This is a genomic window from Amycolatopsis orientalis, assembly GCF_000943515.2.
GTDB lineage: Bacteria > Actinomycetota > Actinomycetes > Mycobacteriales > Pseudonocardiaceae > Amycolatopsis > Amycolatopsis orientalis.
Map to the genome: position 1 here is coordinate 6,317,711 of NZ_CP016174.1, position 20,513 is coordinate 6,338,223.

The 20,513-nt window shown below is 70.2% G+C and carries 21 protein-coding genes, 1 pseudogene and 1 riboswitch; of the genes and pseudogenes, 9 read left to right on the forward strand and 13 right to left on the reverse strand.

Annotation, left to right across the window (positions count from 1 at the left end; genetic code table 11):
• Positions 1 to 60 precede the first annotated feature (60 nt).
• Positions 61 to 630, reverse strand: a complete 570-nt coding sequence (gene sigC / locus SD37_RS27240; RefSeq protein WP_044849973.1) for an RNA polymerase sigma factor SigC — start codon at positions 628 to 630, stop codon at positions 61 to 63.
• A 58-nt stretch (positions 631 to 688) separates the two neighbouring features.
• Here sigC and SD37_RS27245 point away from each other — a divergent pair, with 58 nt between their 5' ends.
• Together SD37_RS27245 and SD37_RS27250 are read left to right on the forward strand one after the other, a co-directional pair.
• Positions 689 to 1,417: a zf-HC2 domain-containing protein gene (locus tag SD37_RS27245; protein WP_044849974.1), complete on the forward strand. Its 729-nt coding sequence runs from the start codon at positions 689 to 691 to the stop codon at positions 1,415 to 1,417.
• A 220-nt stretch (positions 1,418 to 1,637) separates the two neighbouring features.
• Positions 1,638 to 2,840: an ROK family transcriptional regulator gene (locus tag SD37_RS27250; protein ID WP_044849975.1), complete on the forward strand. Its 1,203-nt coding sequence runs from the start codon at positions 1,638 to 1,640 to the stop codon at positions 2,838 to 2,840.
• Here SD37_RS27250 and SD37_RS27255 read toward each other — a convergent pair.
• The gene (locus tag SD37_RS27255; protein ID WP_044849976.1) at positions 2,837 to 3,304 is read right to left on the reverse strand and encodes a pyridoxamine 5'-phosphate oxidase family protein; all 468 of its coding nucleotides are present in this window, start codon (positions 3,302 to 3,304) and stop codon (positions 2,837 to 2,839) included. The two genes, SD37_RS27250 and SD37_RS27255, sit on opposite strands and share 4 nt — an antisense overlap.
• Here SD37_RS27255 and SD37_RS27260 point away from each other — a divergent pair.
• Both SD37_RS27260 and SD37_RS27265 read left to right on the forward strand, forming a co-directional pair.
• The gene (locus SD37_RS27260) at positions 3,303 to 3,785 is read left to right on the forward strand and encodes a MarR family winged helix-turn-helix transcriptional regulator (protein ID WP_044849977.1); all 483 of its coding nucleotides are present in this window, start codon (positions 3,303 to 3,305) and stop codon (positions 3,783 to 3,785) included. The genes SD37_RS27255 and SD37_RS27260 overlap by 2 nt on opposite strands.
• A gap of 54 nt (positions 3,786 to 3,839) precedes the next feature.
• Positions 3,840 to 4,205 carry a nuclear transport factor 2 family protein gene (locus SD37_RS27265; protein ID WP_044849978.1) on the forward strand — a complete coding sequence of 122 codons (366 nt, stop codon included), beginning with the start codon at positions 3,840 to 3,842 and terminating at the stop codon, positions 4,203 to 4,205.
• 3 nt (positions 4,206 to 4,208) lie between these two features.
• On the opposite strand, the gene SD37_RS27270 is transcribed toward SD37_RS27265, so the two are convergent.
• Positions 4,209 to 4,715 (reverse strand): PaaI family thioesterase, encoded by a 507-nt coding sequence (locus tag SD37_RS27270; protein WP_037321634.1) that lies wholly within the window; start codon positions 4,713 to 4,715, stop codon positions 4,209 to 4,211.
• Between the two features lie 71 nt (positions 4,716 to 4,786).
• Between SD37_RS27270 and SD37_RS27275 the strand changes: the two genes are divergently transcribed.
• The 4 genes and pseudogenes from SD37_RS27275 (at position 4,787) to SD37_RS27290 (ending at position 8,813) form a co-directional block, all read left to right on the forward strand.
• Positions 4,787 to 5,350 (forward strand): TetR/AcrR family transcriptional regulator, encoded by a 564-nt coding sequence (locus SD37_RS27275; protein WP_236725129.1) that lies wholly within the window; start codon positions 4,787 to 4,789, stop codon positions 5,348 to 5,350.
• A gap of 51 nt (positions 5,351 to 5,401) precedes the next feature.
• Positions 5,402 to 5,713 carry an ArsR/SmtB family transcription factor gene (locus tag SD37_RS27280; RefSeq protein WP_044850159.1) on the forward strand — a complete coding sequence of 104 codons (312 nt, stop codon included), beginning with the start codon at positions 5,402 to 5,404 and terminating at the stop codon, positions 5,711 to 5,713.
• Positions 5,714 to 5,724: 11 nt separating this feature from the next.
• Entirely contained in the window at positions 5,725 to 6,456 is a 732-nt protein-coding gene (locus tag SD37_RS27285) for an HAD family hydrolase (RefSeq protein ID WP_044849980.1), read from the forward strand.
• Positions 6,457 to 6,512: 56 nt separating this feature from the next.
• Positions 6,513 to 8,813, forward strand: a pseudogene (locus SD37_RS27290) (glycoside hydrolase family 65 protein).
• An 88-nt stretch (positions 8,814 to 8,901) separates the two neighbouring features.
• Here SD37_RS27290 and SD37_RS27295 read toward each other — a convergent pair.
• The 4 genes from SD37_RS27295 to SD37_RS27310 all read right to left on the reverse strand — a co-directional run bounded on the left by SD37_RS27295 (position 8,902) and on the right by SD37_RS27310 (position 14,733).
• A complete protein-coding gene (locus tag SD37_RS27295; protein ID WP_044849981.1) occupies positions 8,902 to 9,081 on the reverse strand; it encodes a hypothetical protein in 180 nt (59 codons plus the stop codon).
• 39 nt (positions 9,082 to 9,120) lie between these two features.
• Positions 9,121 to 10,077, reverse strand: a complete 957-nt coding sequence (locus tag SD37_RS27300; RefSeq protein ID WP_044849982.1) for a Ppx/GppA phosphatase family protein — start codon at positions 10,075 to 10,077, stop codon at positions 9,121 to 9,123.
• Between the two features lie 222 nt (positions 10,078 to 10,299).
• Positions 10,300 to 11,340, reverse strand: coding sequence for an LLM class F420-dependent oxidoreductase (locus SD37_RS27305; RefSeq protein ID WP_044849983.1), 1,041 nt, complete (start codon positions 11,338 to 11,340; stop codon positions 10,300 to 10,302).
• Between the two features lie 81 nt (positions 11,341 to 11,421).
• Entirely contained in the window at positions 11,422 to 14,733 is a 3,312-nt protein-coding gene (locus SD37_RS27310) for a DUF885 domain-containing protein (protein ID WP_044849984.1), read from the reverse strand.
• 132 nt (positions 14,734 to 14,865) lie between these two features.
• Between SD37_RS27310 and SD37_RS27315 the strand changes: the two genes are divergently transcribed.
• Positions 14,866 to 15,897, forward strand: a complete 1,032-nt coding sequence (locus SD37_RS27315; RefSeq protein WP_065912997.1) for an AsnC family protein — start codon at positions 14,866 to 14,868, stop codon at positions 15,895 to 15,897.
• Positions 15,898 to 15,926: 29 nt separating this feature from the next.
• Here SD37_RS27315 and SD37_RS27320 read toward each other — a convergent pair whose 3' ends face one another.
• The 6 genes from SD37_RS27320 to SD37_RS27340 form a co-directional block, all read right to left on the reverse strand.
• A complete protein-coding gene (locus SD37_RS27320) occupies positions 15,927 to 16,853 on the reverse strand; it encodes an RluA family pseudouridine synthase (RefSeq protein ID WP_044849986.1) in 927 nt (308 codons plus the stop codon).
• A complete protein-coding gene (gene lspA / locus SD37_RS27325) occupies positions 16,850 to 17,413 on the reverse strand; it encodes a signal peptidase II (RefSeq protein WP_037321701.1) in 564 nt (187 codons plus the stop codon). Before lspA ends, SD37_RS27320 begins: the two co-directional genes overlap by 4 nt.
• Positions 17,414 to 17,437: 24 nt before the next feature.
• Entirely contained in the window at positions 17,438 to 17,890 is a 453-nt protein-coding gene (locus SD37_RS27330; protein WP_236725130.1) for a hypothetical protein, read from the reverse strand.
• On the reverse strand, positions 17,891 to 18,058 hold the full coding sequence (locus SD37_RS43915; protein ID WP_236725131.1) for a hypothetical protein: 168 nt from the start codon (positions 18,056 to 18,058) through the stop codon (positions 17,891 to 17,893).
• 19 nt (positions 18,059 to 18,077) lie between these two features.
• Positions 18,078 to 19,445, reverse strand: a complete 1,368-nt coding sequence (locus SD37_RS27335) for an aminotransferase class V-fold PLP-dependent enzyme (RefSeq protein ID WP_044849987.1) — start codon at positions 19,443 to 19,445, stop codon at positions 18,078 to 18,080.
• Between the two features lie 32 nt (positions 19,446 to 19,477).
• Positions 19,478 to 19,592: riboswitch (SAM riboswitch) on the reverse strand.
• Positions 19,593 to 19,758: 166 nt separating this feature from the next.
• Complete coding sequence (locus tag SD37_RS27340; protein ID WP_044849988.1) at positions 19,759 to 20,439, reverse strand: M23 family metallopeptidase; 681 nt, start codon at positions 20,437 to 20,439, stop codon at positions 19,759 to 19,761.
• Positions 20,440 to 20,513: the final 74 nt, after the last annotated feature.

The window sequence follows — 20,513 nt, forward strand, 5'->3', positions numbered from 1 at the left end:
GCATCTGTGTGACGAGGTGACAGCGAGAGACCTCTTTTGTGTGCCGCGCCACACCGGAGGCTAGATGGAGTCGCGTTCCCGGCCGGCTTCGAGCAGGTCTTCGCGGGCGCGGGCGATCCGCGAGCGCACGGTGCCGACCGGGCAGCCGCAGATCTCGGCGGCCTCGGCGTACGAAAGCCCCAGCACCTGGGTGAGGACGAGGACCTCACGGCGTTCCGGGTCGAGCCCGTCGAGCAGCATCCGCAGCTCCACCAGGTCCTCGAACCCCGCGACACCCTCCGCCTGACGGGCACCGCGACGTTCGGCGGTGGCTTCCCAGTCGACGTCGGCGAGTTTCGGGCGCGCCGAAGCCGCCCGGATGCGGTCGACGACCACGCGCCGGGCGATGGACAGCAGCCAGGTCCGCGACGACGACCGGCCGGCGAACCGGCGCAGGCTGCCGAACGCGCGCAGGTACGTCTCCTGGGTGAGATCGTCGGCGGCGCCGACGTCGGCGAGGTGCGCGACGAAGCGCCAGACGTCGGCCTGGGTGGCCCGCACCCAGTCCTCGAGCGCCCGCCGGTCACCGCGGGCGGCGTCGAGTGCGAGCGCGGTCACCCGCTCGTCGTCGTGGTTGCGCGGCCCGGCCATACGAGAAACGTAGCAGCGCCCCGGGAACCGGGGCAGGCCCGCGCCCGACAAATGAGACGTGAAGTGCGAGACCTGCCGCGAGGCCCTGTCGGCCCGGCTCGACGGCGAAACCGAACCCGCCCCGCCCGAGGCGGTCGACCGGCATGTGACCGGCTGCCCCGCCTGCCGTTCCTGGCTCGCCCGCGCCGAACGGCTGCACCGGACGATCCTCCTGCGGCCCGCCCCGCCGGTCCCGGACCTCACCGCCGTCATCCTGGAACGCACCCCGGCCCCGCCCCGCGACGGCTGGCCGGCCCGGATCGCGCTCGCGATGGTCGCGATCGCCCAGCTCGCCCTCGCCTTCGCCCAGCTGCTGGGCGTCGAGGACCACGCCGCGGGCCACAGCGCGGAATCCCTGGTCGGGCACCTTTCGCACGAGAGCAGCGCGTGGAATCTCGCCGTCGGCGTCGGACTCGGCTGGGCGGCCGTGCGCACCAAGGCGGCCGCGGGGCAGCTCCCGGCGCTGACCGGGTTCGTCGCACTGCTCCTGGCGTTGTCCGCGGGCGACCTCGTCGCGGGGCAGGTCACCGCCGGGCGGGTGCTCACCCACGGCCTGGTCGTGGCGGGCCTGGTCCTGCTGTTCGTGGTCAACCGCCAGCACCGCCTGCGCAACCGCCCCAGCCCGGCGACGACGGCCGACACTTCGGACTTCGCCGGCACGGAAACGGACCACGAAACCGGCGAAACCCCCGAACGCCCCCGCCAGCACAGGGGATTCCGGCGACCGGCGAGCCGCCACGCCGCCTGATCCACAGGGGAGCCACTTGGTCTAGACCACTCCCGGTCACTGGGAGCTTCCGTCCGGACACCGGGTGAATCACCGGGTTTTCGCGCGCGGCGTGCGCGATTCGCGGCCCGGGCACGTTTATCGTCACCGGGACCCACCGAATGTAAACCTTCTTGCCCATTTCGGGCCGGACCCGGATAACTTTGGTGGGAACACCTTGGTTCGACAGGAGGCGAAGCTCGTGGTTGGCGCAGAAAGTCCGCCCGTCGGCACCCCCGCCGGGATGCGGAAGATCAATCAGCGCGCCGTGCTGGACCTCCTGCGCCGCAGCGGCCCCGCCACCCGGCCGCAGGTCGCCAAGGACACCGGTCTTTCGAAACCCACGGTGAGCCAAGCGTTACTGGCCCTCGAAGCGGCCGGTCTCGCCAGGGCGACCGGGCACACCTCGACCGGCACCGGCCGGTCCGCCGTCCTCTACGAAGCGGATCCCACGGCCGGCTACGTCCTCGGTGTCGACATCGGACGCGAGCACCTCCGCGTCGCCGTTTCGGACCTCGGCCACACCGTCGTCGCCCGCCGTGACGAACGGAACACCTCGCGTTCGGGCACCGCGCTCGTCAGCGCCGTGGGCGCGCTCGCCGCCGCGACGGTCCGCGAAGCGGGACTGAGCCAGGCGGACATCGTCGTGCGCGTCCTCGGCTCGCCCGGCGTCGCCGACCCGGCCAAACGCTGCTTCCGGCACGCGCCGAACCTGCCCGGCTGGGGCAAGGCGGGCCTGCTCGATGAACTCGAAGGCGTCCTCGGCCCGGACCTCATGGTGGAGAACGACGCGAACCTCACCGCCGTCGGCGAATGGGAACGCGGTGCCGCACGCGGCGCGTCCGTGTTCGGCTGCATCACCATCGGCACCGGTGTCGGCATGGGCGTGATGGTCAACGGCGAGGTCTTCCGCGGCGCGACGGGCGCGGCGGGCGAAATCGGCTACCTCCCGTACGGCCAGTCGCACGCGGGAGGCGACGGCGAGGACCCGCCTCCGGTCCGCGGCCATCTCGAAGAAGCGACGGCGGCGCAGTCCGTGGTCCGCGGCGCCCGTGAACTCGGCCTGGGCACGGCGAAATCTGCCCGTGAGGTGTTCCGTCTCGCCCGCGATGGCGACGAACTCGCCCTGCGCGCCGTCGAAGCCGAAGCGGACAGGCTGGCCTACACCGTGGCGTCGGTGGCCGCGGTGATCGACCCCGAACTGATCGTGCTCGGCGGCGGTATCGGCACCGCGGCCGATCTCCTGCTCGACCCGATCGACCGCGCACTGCGTTCGTTCACCCCGCTCGTCCCCTCCGTCGCCCAGGGCGAACTGGGCGACGACGGGGTGCTGACCGGCGCGATCAGCGTCGGGCTGCGCGCCGCCGAGGGTCTGGTCTTCGAACGGAAGGTCGGTGCGGCCTAGCGGTCAGGCCGCCGCCAGGCCTTGCCGCCGGCACTGATCCGCCACGGCGTCAGCCGCAGCACGGTGATGTCCGGATCCAGTGGATCTTCGCCGCCCATGATCCTCGGGTCGAAGCCCAGCGGCTCCGGTGTTCCCTCGGCCAACCGCCACAGATGCCGCCGCGATTCCTCGTCGTCGGCGTAACCGGCACCGCATTCCGCGACGGCGACCTCGTGCGCCGGGTCCCAGTACGAACACGAGACGAACGGCGTCCGCGCGAGATGCGCCTTCTTCAGCGGCGTCGGCCGGGTGAACAGGTGCCCGACGAGTTCGCCGTCCCGCTGTTCCCAGATCGGGTGCACCACTCTCGACCTCGGCCGCTCTCGCCTGTCGACCGTCGCGAGCGTGCACCAGACGACGCGATGCGCGACGCGGACGAACTCCTCCAGTAATTCCGGCGGCGGCGTGCTAGATTCCACAACCATGGTTGTGCATCCTACGCCGTCGAGTCTGGACCTGTCATTGGTCTCGCTGTTCGCCGGCTGGGCGATGAGCGGGGAGATCCAGCGGCGCCTGACCGCCGACGGACTCGGCGGAACCCGGTTCAACGACGGCGTCGTGTTCCAGCATGTGCTCGCCGGACCACTGTCGATCTCCACGCTGGCCGAACGGATGGGCGTGACCCAGCAGGCGGCGTCGAAGGCGGTCGCCGATCTGGAACGCCGGGGACTGCTGCGGCGCGAGCCGGACCCCGCCGACGCGCGGACCCGGCTGCTGCACCTGACCGAAACGGCCGAACGGGCCGTCGAGGCGGCACGAAAGCACCGAGCGGCGCTGGAAAAGGAACTCATCACGGAATTCGGCGCGGAACGCGTCGCGGACGCGAAAGCGTTGCTGGCCGGGATCATCGGCCGCTATGGCGACACAGAGGCGATCCGCGGCCGCCGGATCCGACCGCCGGTATGACGCGTTACCTCCGAGGTAATCGACGGCGAGGTGGCCGGGGGAAACGATGGCCCCATGACAACGACCAAGAAGATCGTCCTCGACTGCTTCGAGAACTTGTTCGTGCACAAGGACTTCGCCGCCGCGGGAACGAACGTGCACCCGGATTTCGTCACCCACAGCCCGGGTTTCCCCTCCGGCCGTGACGCCTTCGTGGAAGCGATGAAGAATTCGCCGATGATCGGCGCGGACGTCTCGATCAAACGGGTGATCGCCGACGACGACCACGCCGTCGTGCACCTGCACGTGGTCCCGGCGGGCGACGAACGCGGCGTGGCCGTCGTCGACATCGTCCGCGTCGAAAACGGGCTCATCGTGGAGCATTGGGACGTCAAGCAGCCGGTGCCGCCCGCCGCGGAGGTGCCGAAGGGGATGTTCTGAGAGTCAGGGCGCGATGATCAGGCAGGTGCTCGACGCGGTCGCGAGCACCTTGCCGTCCGCGTCGCGGATGTCGCCCTCGGCGAACGCCACACGCGAACCGGCCTTGACCACCCAGCCGTGGGCGCGAATCTCCCCCACCGAGCCGGAAATGGCCCGCAGGAAGTTCACCTTCAGCTCGACCGAGGTGTAGCCGACCCCCGCGGGCAGGGTCGAATGCACCGCGCACGCCACCGCCGAGTCCAGCAGGGTCGCCGCGACGCCGCCGTGCACCGTGCCGATGGGGTTGTAGAGCGACTCGTCCGGCGTCGCGGCGAGTACGACGTCACCATCGGCCACGCTGACCCAGCGCATCCCGAAATGTGCCGAGATCGGCGGCGGCGGGATCCGCCCTTCCGCGATCCCGGTCAGGTACTCCCGCCCGGACAGCTCCCGGCCGAGCCGGGCGGTGGGCAGCGGATCCTGCCAGGTCACGGTCTTCTGCCGGGTCTGGCCGGTGACGTCGACGGTCATGCTGCCTCCTAAGACGATCGTCCTAGACTTGTCCAGGACGATCGTCTTAGTCAAGGGCTATGCTCGAGGACGTGTCCGATGCCACCACGCGCGAGCGCATGATCTCGACGGCGATGCGGCTCTTCCGTCGCGAGGGCTACCAGGCGACCTCGTGGCGGCGGCTGGTGGAGGAGGCAGGGACGCCGTGGGGCTCGGCGTACCACCATTTCCCCGGCGGCAAGGAGCAGCTCGCGGTCGCCGCGATCGAACTCGGCACCGCCGTCGTGGCGAAGACGGTCAGACGCGCTTTCGAGCGCAACGAGACCGTCGAGGACGCGGTGAGCTGGTGGTATCGCAAGGCGGGCGAGGCACTGGCCGCCGACGACTACCGCGGCGGCTGCCCGCTCGCCACGATCACCCTGGAGATGGCGCACGCCTCCCCCGCGATCACCAAGGCGTGCCAGGAAGCGTTCGCCACCTGGCACGCGCTGCTGGTGGAGCTGCTCGGCGGCCACGGTGTCGAGGACACCGAAGACGTCGCCATCGCCATCATGACGAATCTCGAAGGCGCCTTGCTGGTCAGCCGGGTCCGCCGATCGCCCGATCCGCTCGACCGCGCCGCGCGGCACGTCGCACTCGTGGTCCGCGCGGCCTAACATCGGCGGGTGAGCATCGAGCCGGACCGGGTGGACGCCGCCGTCGCCGGGATGGGCGACCGCGACGCGATCACCGAATGGGCGCAACGGTTCTCGCTCGTCGCGGATCCGTCGCGGCTCGCGCTGCTCGTCTCGATCCACTACGCACGCGAGATCAGCGTCACCGATCTCGCCGCGGCGACGGGTATGACCGACACCGCGGTCTCCCAGGCGTTGCGGCTCCTGCGCGCCCACGGCCTGGTGACGGCGCGGCGCGAAGGGCGGATCGTCCGCTACAGCCTGGCCGACGCGACCGTCCACGAACTGATCCACCTGGTGCGGCCGCACCCCGAAAGCCGAGCGGGCACCGGCGAGCGCGGGTAGCGTGGCCAGACATGATCGGTCTGCCCGACACCATCACGGCCTGCCTCTTCGACCTCGACGGCGTGCTGACCGGAACCGCCGCCCAGCACCGCGAAGCGTGGAAACGCACGTTCGACGAGTTCCTGCGCGCTCGCGACGGTGACGCGTTCTCTCCGTTCACCGACGCCGACTACGCGGCCTATGTCGACGGAAGGCCGAGGGCCGACGGCGTCCGCACCTTCCTCACCTCGCGCGGGATCGAACTCCCCGAGGGCCGTCCGGACGACGACATCGACGCCGCCACCGTCAACGGCGTCGGGAACCGCAAGAACCAGCTGGTCTTGAAGATCATCGACGAAGAAGGCGTCACGCCGTACCCAGGATCCGTGCGTTATCTGGAGGCGGCGAAGGCGGCTGGCCTGCGCATCGGCGTGGTCACCTCGTCGGCGAACGGCGCGAAAGTGCTCGACGCCGCCGACCTGACCAGGTTCGTCGAAGCGCGGATCGACGGGATCGTGATCGTCGAAAAGGGCCTACGCGGCAAGCCCGCCCCTGATTCGTTCCTCGCCGGTGCCGAGGCCTTCGGCGTCCCCCCGGAGCACGCGGCCGTGTTCGAGGACGCGCTCGCGGGTGTGCAGGCCGGGAAGGAAGGCCGATTCGGTTACGTGGTCGGGGTGAACCGCGCGCATCAGGCGGGCGAACTGCTCGCGCACGGTGCCGACGTCGTGGTGGATGACCTCGCCGAACTGCTGGAGGACAAGTGACCGACCCGCTTTTCCGCGGCTACGAGGTCGCGCCATGGGAGCTGCGCTGGCGCGGGATGGACGTCGATGCCCTGCAGCGAACGGAATCGGCGTTCGCGTTGTCCAACGGGCACCTCGGCCTGCGCGGCACCCTGGAGGAGGCCGAACCCCGCGGCCTGCCGGGCACCTACCTGAACGGCTTCTACGAGGAGCACGGCCTTCCCTACGCGGAAACCGGTTACGGTTACCCGGAAGAAGGCCAGACCGTCGTCAACGTGACCGACGGCAAGATCATCCGGCTGCTGGTCGAGGACGAACCGCTCGACATGCGGTACGGCCAGGCGACCGACCACGACCGCGTCCTCGACTTCCGCAAGGGCACACTCGCCCGTGACACCGTGTGGTCCTCGCCGACCGGGCGCCGGGTGCGGGTGAAGACCGAACGCCTGGTTTCCTTCACCCAGCGCGCCGTCGCCGCGATCCGGTACGAGGTCGAACCGCTCGACGACGAACTCCAGCTGGTGGTGCAGTCGGATCTGCTGGCCAACGAGCCGATCGAATCCGACACTCGCGATCCCCGCGTCGCGGCGGCGCTGGAGTCCCCGCTGGTCGCGGAGTTCCAGCACGCGGAGGCCTACCACGCGGTGCTCGTGCACCAGACCCGCCGGTCCGGGCTGCGGATGGCGGCGGCGATGGACCACAAGATCGACGTCTCCGACGGCGTCCGCACGCACATCCAGGCCGAAGAGGACCTGGCGCGGCTCACCATCGCCGTCGACGTGCCGCAGGGCGGACGGCTGCGGATCACCAAGTACCTCGCCTACGGCTGGTCCGCGCAGCGTTCGCTGCCCGCCGTGCGCGCACAGGTCGAGGCCGCGCTCGCCGGCGCGCGGCAGACCGGCTGGAAGGGCTTGCTCGCCGAGCAGAAGGAGTTCCTCGACGACTTCTGGGAGACCTCGGACATCGAGGTCGAGGGCGATCCGGAACTGCAGCAGGCGGTGCGGTTCGCGCTCTTCCATCTCCTGCAGGCCGGAGCCCGCGGTGAGACGAGGGCCTTGGCGGGCAAGGGTTTGACCGGCCCCGGTTACGACGGGCACGCGTTCTGGGACACCGAGACCTTCGTGCTGCCCGTGCTCACCTACAGCATCCCGGACGCCGCCCGCGACGCCCTGCGCTGGCGTCACTCCACTTTGGACAAAGCGAGGGAAAGGGCGACGCAGCTGGGATTGCGCGGCGCGGCGTTCCCCTAGCGGTCCATCAACGGCGCGGAATGTTCGGCGTACTGGCCGGCGGGCACGGCGGCGTTCCACGTCAGCGCGGACATCTCCGACGCCGTCGTGCGCTACCTCAACGCCACCGGCGACGACGAGTTCATGCGGACCTGCGGCGCGGAACTGCTCCTCGAAACGGCACGAATGTGGTTGTCGCTGGGACATTTCGACCGGCGGGGCCGGTTCCGGATCGACGGTGTCACCGGACCGGACGAGTACTCCGCGGTGGCGGACAACAACGTCTACACGAACCTCATGGCACAGCGGAACCTGTTCTACGCCGCCGAAATCTGCGGCCAGCACGCGGACGTGGCCGAAACCTTCGAGGTCGGCGAGGACGAGGTCGCGTCGTGGCGCAAGGCGGCCGAGTCGATGCTGATCCCCTACGACGAAGAACTCGGCGTCCATCCGCAGTCCGAAGGGTTCCTGGAGCACGAGGACTGGGATTTCGCGGCCACCGACCAGGATTTCTACCCGCTGCTGCTGAACTTCCCGTACTTCGACCTGTACCGCAAGCAGGTGGTCAAGCAGGCGGACCTGGTGCTGGCGCTGCATCTGTGCGGGGATTCCTTCACCCCGGAGGAGAAGGCGCGCGATTTCGCCTACTACGAGGCACGGACGGTACGGGATTCCTCGCTGTCGGCGGGCACGCAGGCCGTGATCGCGGCGGAAGTCGGGCATCTGGAACTCGCCTACGACTACCTCGCCGAAGCGGCGCTCACCGACCTGCACGACGTGCACAACAACGTCCGCAACGGCCTGCACCTGGCTTCGCTGGCGGGTGCGTGGCAGGGCACCGTCGCCGGGTTCGGCGGGCTACGCGACCACGGCGGGCGGCTGACCTTCGCGCCGCGGCTGCCGCCACAGCTCCGGCGGATCGCGTTCCGGCTGACCTTCCGGGGCACCCGGTTCCAGGTCGAGATCGGCCACGAGAGCGCGACGTATCACGTGATCACCGGGGAGCCGCTGGAACTGGCGCACCACGGCGAGACGTTCACGGTCACGACCGAGCCGGTGCGGCTGCCGATCCCGGCGATCGATCCGGGTCCGGTGCCGGTGCAGCCCGCGGGCCGCGCTCCGGCGCGGCGGCAACCTAAGGACACTTGACGCCGCGAGATCGACCCGGCCGTGTTATGAACGGGACTTTCATTACAAATTTTGCAATGAAAGTCCCGTTCATAACACGCCGGGGCGCTCAGTCCGGCGGTTCGACCGGCGCCTCACCGCTGCCAGGGACCCCGTCGACGTCCTCGGTCCCGTGGGGCCCGATGTCACGGTTGGGCGCGCTCGGCACGTCGGTCTTCGGCTGGGTCTTGCGAAGCTCGTCGAGGTCTTCTTCTTCGTCTTGCCCGAAGTTCTTCTTGCTTTCCCTCATGTGTCCGGGGTACCCGCTCGCGCCCGGATACGCCAGTTTTCAGGCGGCTTTCGCCGGTTTGCCGTCAAGACCGACCAGGCCGTCGAGCATGCTCAGCAGCAGGCCGTCCCTGGTCGACCAGGGACAGATGGCGACCTGGCCACCGGCAAGGGTCAGCAGCGCCTCGGCGACGATCGCGCCGGCCAGCGCCTGGTGGGAGCGTTGCCGCGAGATGCCCGGCAGTTCGGCGCGGCGTTTCGCGGGCAGCTTCGCGAGCCGCGGGATCCACGCGCGGAGGTCGTCGAGGTGCAGTTCGCGGGAGCGGGACGGCCGGTCGCCGGCGAGCCGCGCGAGTTGCCGCAACACCTTGGAGCACCCGACGGCGCGGTGATCCCGGATCTCCGGAAGCACCTCCTGCATCGCGTCGCGGACCTCGTCGAGGACGTGTTCCCGCATGGCCCGCACGACCTTGGGCGACGGGCATTCGGTGGACATCCAGTCGCGCGTCAGCGAGCGCGCACCGAGCGGCAGCGAATGCGCGAACCCGGCCTCTTCCGCCTTTCCCGCGGCGAGTTCGACGGTCCCGCCGCCGATGTCGAGCACCAGCAACCCGCCGGCGGAAGCGCCGTACCATCGGCGCGCGCCGACGTAGGCCAGTTCCGCCTCGCGGCGGCCGGTGAGGAACTGCAGTTTGACGCCGGTGGCCTTGGCGACGTCACCGACGACCTGCTTCACGTTGGCCGCATCGCGGATCGAGGATGTCGCAAGCGGGTACACGTTCTCGACGCCGTGCTTGGCCGCCGTCGTCATCCCGGCCTCGACGGCGGACGCGACCGCGTCGATACCCCGCCGGGTCAGTTTCCCGTCGTCGTCCAGTTCCCTGTCGAGCCGCAGCCGAGTTTGATGGCTCAGCACCGGCTCGAGCGGCGTCCCACCCCTGGCGAGCACCACCAGCCGAGCACTGAACGACCCGACGTCCAGGACGGCGGCTGTCGGTTCCCCGTTCTTTCCGCGCACGCGAGGACACCTCACCTTCGTCGCGAACGTATTCCCCCGAGCTTCCGGTTTCACTCCTGATAATGGCCGATTTCCCGGCCGTTCAGGCGCGCTTTACGTTCTCTTCCCACCGCGAGGCCACTTTTTGACCACGCCGGGAGCGCGTAGACGCAGGTAGACACTACCGCATCGATACAGGTGAGAGGTTCGACTCCCTCAGTGCGTCGGAAAACTTCGAACGGACTAGCCGACGAGTTCGCGCAACTTCGACACCTGGGCGACCCGGGCGTCGCGGCCGGGGAGCAGCGGATTGACCACCAGCGTGGTCGCGCCCGCCTCCCGGAACGCGGCCAGCCGCTCCTTGACGTAACCCTCGGGGCCGACCAGCGAGATCGCCCTGATCAGCTCCTTCGGCACCGCCGCGGCGGCCTCGTCCTTCTTTCCGTCCAGGTACAGGTCCTGGATGAGCTTGGCTTCGGCCTCGTAGCCGTAGCGCTGCGCGAGGCTGTTGTAGAAGTTCTTGCCGCGGGCACCCATCCCGCCGATGTAGAGCGCCAGCATGCCGCGCAGGTGGTCCAGCAGCCCGTCGACGTCGTCGCCGATCGCCAGCGCCGTCCCGACGAAGGTGTCCAGCTCCCCCAGCGACGGGTCGCGCTTCGCCTTGCCTTCGGCCAGCGACTCGCCCCAGACCTCGGCGGCCTTCTCGGGATGGAAGAAGATCGGCTCCCAGCCCTCGGCGAGTTCGGCGGTGAGCGCGACGTTCTTCGGGCCGATCGAGGCGAGCAGGATCGGGATCCGCTCACGCACCGGGTGATTGATCAGCTTCAGCGGCTTGCCGAGGCCCGTGCCCTGCTCGGGCGGCAGCGGGATCGTGTAGTGCGTGCCCGAATGGACGACCTTCTCCCGCCGCCACACCTGACGGCAGATGTCGATGATCTCGCGGGTGCGGCCGAGCGGCGCGTCGTACTTCACCCCGTGGAAACCCTCGATGACCTGCGGGCCCGACGCGCCGATGCCCAGAGTGAACCGGCCGTCGGAGACGAAGTCGAGCCCGGCGGCGGTCATCGCGGTCAGCGTCGGCGTGCGCGTGTAGATCTGGAAGATGCCGGAGGCGATCTGGACCCGCTCGGTCTTCGCGGCGACGTAGCCGAGCTGGCTGACCGCGTCGAACGAGTAGGCCTCGGGGACGAAGACGATGTCCAGTCCGGCCTTCTCCAGCTCGACGATGTCCGCCACGCTCTCGGCGAAGCCACCCGCGTAGTTGATCGCGGTCCCGATCCTCATCCGGCATCTCCCTCGTAAGTTGCTGAGCGCTCGCTTAGCGACAGTATGCGCCGGGGCGCCGCCTTTCGCCTGTGTCCCGGCTCACTGTGCGGCCACCCACGCCTTCACGACGTTGTCCAGTACGCGCAGCGGCAAAATCCCGTTGCCGAGCACGACCTCGTGGAAGCCCTTGATGTCGAACCGGTCGCCGAGCGCGGCCTCGGCCTCCGCGCGGATCCGCTCGATCTCCAGGCGGCCCACCATGTACGACAGCGCCTGCCCGGGGACGGCGGCGTAGCGGTCGATCTCGGCCTCGATCTCGACCCGGGCCATCGGCGTGTTCTCGGCCAGGAAGTCGACGGCCCGCTGACGGCTCCAGCCGAGCGCGTGCATCCCGGTGTCGACGACCAGGCGCCCGGCGCGCATCGAATCCTGGGTGAGCATGCCGAACCTGGTCAGGTCGCTGGAGTACAGGCCCATCTCGTCGGCAAGGCGCTCCGAATAGAGCCCCCAGCCTTCGACGTAGGCGTTGACGTCGGCGTGCCCGCGCAGCATCGGCAGGCCCTTGAGCTTGTGCGCGATGCAGATCTGGAAATGGTGCCCCGGAACGGCTTCGTGGAAGGCGATCGCCTCGCTCGTGTGCTTGGGGCGCTGCTCGGCCTCGTGGGTGTTCGCGTAGTAGGTCCCCGGCCGCGAGCCGTCGAGCGCCGCCTCGATGTAGTACGCCAGCGTTCCGCCGGGCGCCTCCGCGGGCGGGACCGGCTCGACCTGGCAGCGCTCCTCGGGGATGGTCGAGAACCATTGGGGGGCGACGACTTCGGCGCGGGCGATGGCGGCACGGGCGGCTTCGAGCAGCTCGTCGCCGTCGCGCCAGCGCAGCGCCGGATCGGTGCGGAGCCGTTCGAAGATCTCCTCGAGATCCTTGGTACCGAAGATCTTCTCGCCCAGCTCGCGGTACTGGTCGGCCAGTTTCGCGATCATGTCGAGCCCGGTGTCGTGCAGCTCCTGCGCGGTGCGCTCGGTGGAGGTGTGGGCGCGGATCAGCGCGGCGTACTTCTCCTGCCCGCCGGGGAGCGCGCACAACCCCGGCTCTTCCGCGGTCTTCGCCACGGGACGCAGCTCGGTGGCGAGGAAGTCGCGGTACCGGGTGTAGGCGGGGCGGACCACCTCGGCCAGCAAGCGGTCCCGTTCGGTTTCGTAGCCCTCCACGGAGACGGACGCGGTGAGCGCCAGCGGATCGCCCGCCTCGTCACCGAGATACCGCTCCACGTAAGCGATCCCGCTTTCGACGAGGAAATCGGGCGGGACCAGGCCGTCGGCCGCCGCCGCGCGCTGGCGCGCGATCAGGGCGTCCAGGTAGGACCCCAGCCCCTCCAGCCGCTTCAGGTAGCCCCGGACCCGCTCCTCGTCGTTCAGCGTCAGCACCGCGAGTTCGTTGAGCATGAACAACGCGGGCGAGGCCAGCCCGTCGCTGACCGAGAACTCGGCGGCGCGGGCGTCGACCACGTCGATCATCGCCTTCGCCTGCTGGATCACGACCTCGCGGGTGACCAACTCGGCTTCGGAAAGCCCTGCCAGGTCAAGGGCTTCGGCCCGCTCGGCGATGTCGGCCGCCGACGCGCGCTGCGCGGCCGCGGCCGCCGCGCTCGGATCGGGCAGGACGCCGTGGTCGCAAGGAAGGCCGAGCAGGGACCGCCACAGCGGGAACTCTTCGAACTTGAGCTCCATCAGCTCTTCGGCGAGACCGTTGGGCGTGTCCCCGTGGCCGGCGACCCAGTCGCGGACGACGCCGTCCAGCACCGAGAGCGGCAGTGATCCGCCGCCGAGCACGACGTCGTGGAAGGCCTTGATGTCGAACCGGCTGCCCAGCGTGAGCTCGGCCTCCTCGCGGATGCGCTGAATCTCCAGCCGCCCCACCATGTACGACAGCGCCTGGCCGGGGAAGGCGATGTAACGGTCCACTTCGGACTCGATCTCGACCTGCGCCATCGGCGTGTTCTCGGCGAGGAAGTCGATGGCCTGGCGGCGGCTCCAGCCCAGCGCGTGCAAGCCGGTGTCGACCACGAGCCGTCCGGCACGCATCGAATCCATGGTCAGCATGCCGAGTTTCGCGACGTCGTCGGAATACAGCCCCATCTCGTCGGCCAGGCGCTCGGTGTAGAGGCCCCAGCCCTCGGCGTAGGCGGTGAAGTCGCCGATACGGCGCAGCAGCGGGAGTTCGGTCAGTCCCTGCGCGAGGCTCAGCTGGAAGTGGTGACCGGGAATGGCCTCGTGGAACGCCGTCGCCTCGGCCGCGTGCCGGAACCGCTCCTCCGCCTTGTGGGTGTTGGCGAAGTAGATCCCGGGCCGGGAGCCGTCCACCGCGGGCCACATGTAGTACGCGGCGGGCGCGCCGGGCGCGGATTCGGCCGGCACCGGCTCGACCGTCCACGGCTGCGGCGGGATCCGGCCGAACCACTTCGGCGCCTCGGCTTCGGCCCTGGTGATGGCCGCGCGGGCGGAGTCGAGCAGCTCGTCGGCGCTGGACCAGCGCAGTGCCGGGTCGGTGCGGAGCCTGGTGAAGATCTCGGCGAGGTCGGTGGTGCCGAAGACGCGGGAGCCGTACTCGCGGTACTCGGTGGCGAGGTTCGCGATCACGTCGAGCCCGGTCTGGTGCAGCTCACGCGGGGTGCGGACGGTGGTGGTGTGCATTTCGGCGAGCAGGGAGTAGATGCGCTCGCCGTCGGGCAGCCAGCAGACGCCGGGCTTGTCCTCGGGGCGGCCGTGCGGCGCGATCTCGGTGGCGAGCACCTCGCGGTACTCGGCGATCGCGGGCCGGACGACGTCGCGCAGCAGCTCGGCGCGGCGGGTCTCGAAGTCGTCGTCGGGGGCGGGCTGGCGCAGCAGCGGATCGGCCGACGGCTCGGCGAGATGACGGTCGAGGTACGCGACGGTGGCGTCGACGAGGTAGGCGACCGGGACCAGCCCGCGGGCCACGCCGTCGCGATGGCGCTGCGCGGCCTGCCGCAGGTACTCCGGGATCGCGGCGATCCGGCCGAGATGCGCCTCCGCCTGCGCGCCGGTGCCGACCGACATCATCGGCAGCACGGTGAGCACCTCGGCGGCGGGTGAGATGAACAGGTCACTGACGGTGAACTCGACGAACCGCGAATCCAGCAGCGCGATCCTCGCCCGCGCCATCGCGATCAGGACGTCCCGGGTGGTCTTCTCCTCCGCGCTCAGGCCATCGGTACTGAGGGCCTCGGCCCGCCCGGCGAGATCGGCCAGCTTCGCGCGGAAGGCGTCTCCCGCCGCTTCGCTCAGGTCGGTGAGCCCGGTCGATTCCGGGCGGAAGCCCTGCAAAGCGGGCATGACCGGCTCGGCGTCGAAGAGGGCTTCGACGAACTCGTCGGCGAGGGCGGAGACTTCGCTCATGTTTCTTCCCCAGGGGTCGATGGAGGCGGTGTCCCCGACCCTAATGGAGAGCACGTCCTACCGAAGCCGGGTTTCGCGGCACACGGACGGCCTTCGCACGGCGGCGGAGGCGAGGCGGTAGCGTTCCCGGACGTGGCCGTGACCGATCCCGTGGATCCCCGCCTGCTCGCCGCCCTCGCGGAGATGGGCAAGGCGGCCGTACACGAACTGGCGGCCAAGGTCGGCATGGACCCGCGCGAGGTCGCCTACCGCCTGGTCGCGCTCTCCGGCAGCGGGTTGCCGCTGCTCGTGGGCGTGGAAAGCGATCCGAACGGGCTCCGGGCCGCCATCGCCGGCTCGCCGCCGTCGTGGGCGCAGCAGGCCCCGCCGCAACAGCAGCAGCGTCCGCCCGGTCCGCCGCCACAGGGGTCCGGTCCGCACAACGTGCAGGGCACGCCTTCCGGTCCGTACAACGTGCAAGGCACGCCTTCCGGTCCGTACAACGTCCAGGGCACGCCGTCGGGGGCGTACAACGTGCACGGCACGCTGTCGGGCCGCTACCCGGGCCCGCCGTCGGCCCCGGTGCGCCAGCCGATGGCCCCGCCTCAGCAGCCACACCAGCGTCCGCTCGCCCCGCCGCAGCAGCAGTTCGCGCCGCCGATGGCGCCCGCCGACCCGGTGATGAGCACCTGGGGCGTCCCGCAGACGTCGTCGTGGGCCCGCGGCGACGACCAGCAGGCCATGCCGCAGCAGGTCCCGGAGGGGAAGAAGGGCCGGACCGGCGACGTCATGGAGACCCAGGGGCTGGAGGGCGAGCAACTCGCCGTCCAGTTGCTCGAGGTCCAGGATCCGGCGGACTACCTGTTCAGCGCGGCGGGCTACTCGCTGGAGGCCGGTGAACGGTCGGTCGTGGTGCACACCGAGATCACCAACCGCGGGAACACGCCGTTCGTCTCGCTGCCGGACAACTACCTCGAACTGCTCACCGCGGACGGCAAGCCGATCGCGAAGGCGCCGGTCTCCCTGACCTCGCGTCCGCCGCACAGGATCGGCGTCCGGCCGGGCGAGACCCTCGGCGGCCACACCGTCTACGTGCTGCCGGACGCCACCCGCGTGGTCGCCGTGCGCTGGTCGCCCCGGCCGGAACCGGACGAGCGCACCCTCACCTGGTCGATCGACGACTAGCGCGTTTAGCGGGCTGAACGCGAGTCGGGCTAGTTCTCGTCCTGGAGGATGCGCAGCGCGTTGGCGAGGTCGTCCGGGTACTCCGACTCGAACGAGACCCAGCGCCCGTCGGACGGGTGAGCGAAGCCGAGCGTCTTCGCGTGCAGCCACTGCCGGGACAGCCCGAGCTTGCGCGCCAGCACCGGGTCGGCGCCGTAGGTCAGGTCACCGACGCACGGATGCTTGAGCGCCGAGAAGTGCACGCGGATCTGGTGCGTGCGGCCGGTCTCCAGCTTGATCTCGGCCAGCGAAGCGGCACGGAAGGCCTCGACGACCTCGTAGTGCGTGACGCTGGGCCGCCCGCCCTGGACGACGGCGAACTTGTAGTCGTGCCGGGGGTGCCGGTCGATCGGCGCGTCGATGGTGCCGCGCGTCGGATCCGGGTGGCCCTGGACGATGGCGTGGTAGCCCTTGTCGACGGTGCGTTCCTTGAAGGCCCGCTTCAGCACGGTGTACGCGTGCTCACTCTTGGCCACGACCATCACGCCGGTGGTGCCGGCGTCCAGCCGGTGCACGACGCCCTGACGTTCGGCCGCGCCGGAGGTCGCGATCCGCAGCCCGGCGGCGGCGAGCCCGCCGACCACGGTCGGCCCGGTCCAGCCGGGGCTCGGGTGCACGGCGACGCCGACCGGCTTCGAGATCACCACGATGTCATCGTCGTCGTGCAGGATCTTCATCCCGTCGACGGGTTCCGCGACGACCTCGATCGGCGACGCCGGATCGGGCAGCGTCACTTCGAGGAGCCCGCCTGCGGCGAGCCGGTCCGACTTCCCGGCCGGCCTGCCGTCAAGCAGGATCTCGCCCGATTCGGCCAGTTCCGCCACGACGGTGCGGGAAAGTCCCAGCAGTTTCGCCAGCCCCGCGTCGACGCGCATTCCGTCGAGCCCGTCGGGGACGGGCAGCATACGCGCGCTCATTCCGTGGCCGCCTTCTTCTTGTCCTTTGTGGATGTTCCGTCATAGTCCTTGCCCAGCAGGGAAAGGATGACGATGAGTACGCCGCCGACGCAGATCGCGGAGTCGGCGACGTTGAAGATCGCCCAGCCCTGCCCGTTCGGCGCGAACGCGGAGATCATGTCGACGACGTGCCCCTGCAGCGGGCCCGGCGCGCGGAAGATCCGGTCGGTCAGGTTGCCGAGCGCGCCCGCCAGCACCAGGCCGAGGCCGATCGCCCAGCCTGTCGAGCGAAGCCGCCGCGACAGCCAGATGATGGCGACCACGACCGCGGCCGCGACCAGCGCGAGCACCCAGGTCAGCCCGGTCGCCATCGAGAACGCGGCGCCGGGGTTGCGCACCAGCTGGAAGTACACGAGCCCGCCGAGGAACTCGACCGGCTGCTTGCCCTCCAGCGTGGACACGGCGATCTGCTTGGTGAGGAGATCGATCCCCCACAGCACGGCGGCGACGACGAACACCACGGCGACGCGCTTCTTGGGCAACGGCGGCGACGGTGGCGCGGTCTCGGGCTCTGTACTCACTCCCCCATTGTCCACGGAGCGTGCTCAGTCCCCCTCGGCGGCCGCCTTCGGCCTGCTCAGCAGCGCCGCGAACGCCCCGGCGAGCACGACCAGTGACGACAGCAGGAGCGCGAGCTGTCCTTGGGCGAGCACGACCGCGCAGAGCACGAACGCCGCGGCCATGACCAGCAGCAGCACACTTCGGTCCAGCCAGGCGAGCAGGAGCAGGCCCGCCGTCAGCAGCACCGCGCTCCGCACGTCGCCGTCCATGTCGAACTCCCAGTAGCCGACCAGATCCGCCAGCAGAATGCCGACCAGTCCGCCGACGGCGAGCGCGAAGACCTTCCACCACCGCGGGCCGTCCCCCGCCCGCCTGGCCTTGACCGCGTAGAAGAGCACAGTGCCGAGGTAGACCGCGAGTACGGCGAACAGCCAGCCGTCGTTGCGGCCGACGCCGGAGAACGACGCGTCCAACGCGATCGCGTTTCCACGGCTCATTTACACGCCGTACAGGTTCTGCGTCAGGAACTGCTGCCCGCCCGTGGCGGGCGCGTAGGCGAACCAGCCCTCCGACCACGGCGGGCCGAACGACAGCGCCACCACGATCAGCTGGGCGAACCCCAGCAATGCCAACGGAAACCAGTAACGCGGCCGCTCGTTCCCCATGCGGGGTGAGGGTAGCGGGTCAGGCGCAGAACGGGGGAAGCTCCCGGGGATCGTTCTCCGGCACCCAGCGGCCTTCCGGCTTCTCGTACTGCCAGCGGGCGCCGCGGGCGACGATCTGGCGCAGTGCCAGCACGAGCCGGTCCACGTGCTCGGCGGTGCTGCCGAGGCCGAGGCTGACCCGGACGGCCTGCTGGCCGGCCGAACCGGCGGCGGAGATCAGCCGCTTGGTCGCGACGTGCGCGCAGAACGCGCCGTCCCGCACCCCGATGCCGTACTCCGCGGAGAGGACGGCGGCGAGCCAGCCGGGCTCGAAGCCGTCGACGATGAAGCTCAGCGTGCCGACCCGGTCGACCGGCGCGTCGAACAACCGCAACTCGGCGAACCCGGGGACACCGGCGAGACCGCGCCGCAGCCGGGCCAGCAGTTCGTCTTCGTGGGCCTCGATCGCGTCCCAGTGCCCGGCCAGCGTTTCGCAGGCGACACCGAGGGCGTAGACGCCGACGGTGTTGGGGGAACCGGCTTCGTGCCGCTCGGCACCGGCGTTCCACACGACGCCGAGGTCTTCGGAGTCGCGGGTGACGAGCTTCGTCGCGCCGCCACCGGCGAGGTACGGCTGGGCGGCGCGCAGCCAGTCGGCGCGGCCGATCAGCGCACCGGCACCGAAAGGCGCGTACAGCTTGTGGCCCGAGAGCGCGATGTAGTCGACGTCCAGCTTGCGCACGGAGATCTTGCGGTGCGGGGCGAGCTGGGCGGCGTCGAGGGCGATGCGGGCGCCGTGCCGTCGCGCGACCGCGGCGATCTCCTTGACCGGCAACAGTTCCCCGGTCACGTTGGAGGCGCCGGTGATGACGACCAGCCGGGGGCCCTGCGGGCAGTCCGCGAGCGCTTCGTCCACAGCGGACACCGCGGCGAGACGGGTGCGAGGCGTACGGAGCCGCCGGACGTTCGGCCCCTTCCACGGCAGCAGTGCGGCGTGGTGCTCGGTGTCGAACACGACGACCGACGTGTGCTTCGGCAGGCTGCGCGCGAGGAGGTTGAAGGAATCGGTGGTGTTGCGGGTGAACACGACGGTGTCGGTCGAGCGCGCGTCGACGAAGTTCCGCAGGATTCCGCGCGTGCGCTCGTAAAGCCTGGTGGAGACCTGCGAGGCGAATCCGGCGCCGCGGTGCACGCTGGCGTACCAGGGCAGGAACTCGTCGACGGCGTCGCGCACCTTGTCCAGACAGGGAGCGCTCGCCGCGTGGTCGAGGTTGGCGTACCCGATGTCGCCGCCGGTGACGAGCGGAACCCGCAGATCGGCGCACGCCACCGTCGGGATTTCTTGCGTCACAACGGTTTCCGCGACAGCGGCGGTGTCGGCGGTCGTACGATCGAGAGCGAGGGTCATCGTCATCCTCCGGGCCAGGGGACCCGACGAGGATCCCGCGCTTGCCCGTCGCACCACGCGACGAGCCAGGTCCTCACCCGGGGCACCCCACCGCGGAAGGAGGGTTGCCGGTCAGCTAGCCGGGGCTTGACGCTGACACTCGTGACCTAGGGACGAAGTTAGCGGATGCCCGGGCGATCAAGCCACCCCTTGTCCGCATGTTGAGACGCCGCTCACGTACTCCGCAAGCGAGAAGAACCCCGCGTTCAGTCCTCTGGATGCGGTACTTGCGCGCGCAAGTACCGCATCCAGAGGACTGAACGCGGGGTCGGAGTCAGGCGCGGAAGCGGCCGGGCAGGGGGACGACGGAGCGGGAGGAGATCTCGGTCGCGGCCCCCGAGTACTGCTCGGTGCCCGCGGTGAACTGCCAGCCCCCGAAGGTCTTGCCGTCGACCGCCTCGCCGTACGCCTCGGCGACCTTCGTCGAGACCTCGTCGTAGGACATCCCGTTCCAGTTGCCCGCGCCGACGCCGAAGTCGCGCGAGTCGCCACCCTGCGCGGCGGCCGCGGGCAGGGTCCACAGGGTGAAGTGCACGTGGGCGCCGGTGCTGCTGCCGCCACAGGGCAGCGCGTTGCCGGTCCGGCCGAGGGTGTCGCCCGGGACGACCTGCTGGCCGTCGGTGACCGAAATGCCCTCCAGGTGGTAGTACCCGGTCCGCCAGCCGCCGTCGTGGTCGATGGTCACCCAGTCGCCGCCGTCGCAGTGCTGGATCCGGACCGTGCCGGCCAGCGGGGCGCGGACGGTCTTGTCCGCCGGGCTGAAGTCGATGGCGTTCTTCACACCGGAGTTCCCGTTGTCCGAGTGGATCCCCGCCGAGTAGACCGACTGGCCGGTGTCGAACGGCAAGCCGAACGCCGGAAACGCGCCCGCGGCCGCCGCGGGCGCCGACAGAACCACTCCGACGAGAACGGCGGTGACCCCCAGGCCAGTGAACCGCGCCAGCAGTTTCGTCACCCTACGTACTCCTTAACCCGTGACACTCACCCATTCGATGGAGTCGATTGCCGGGAAAGTAATGCAAAAGGAGT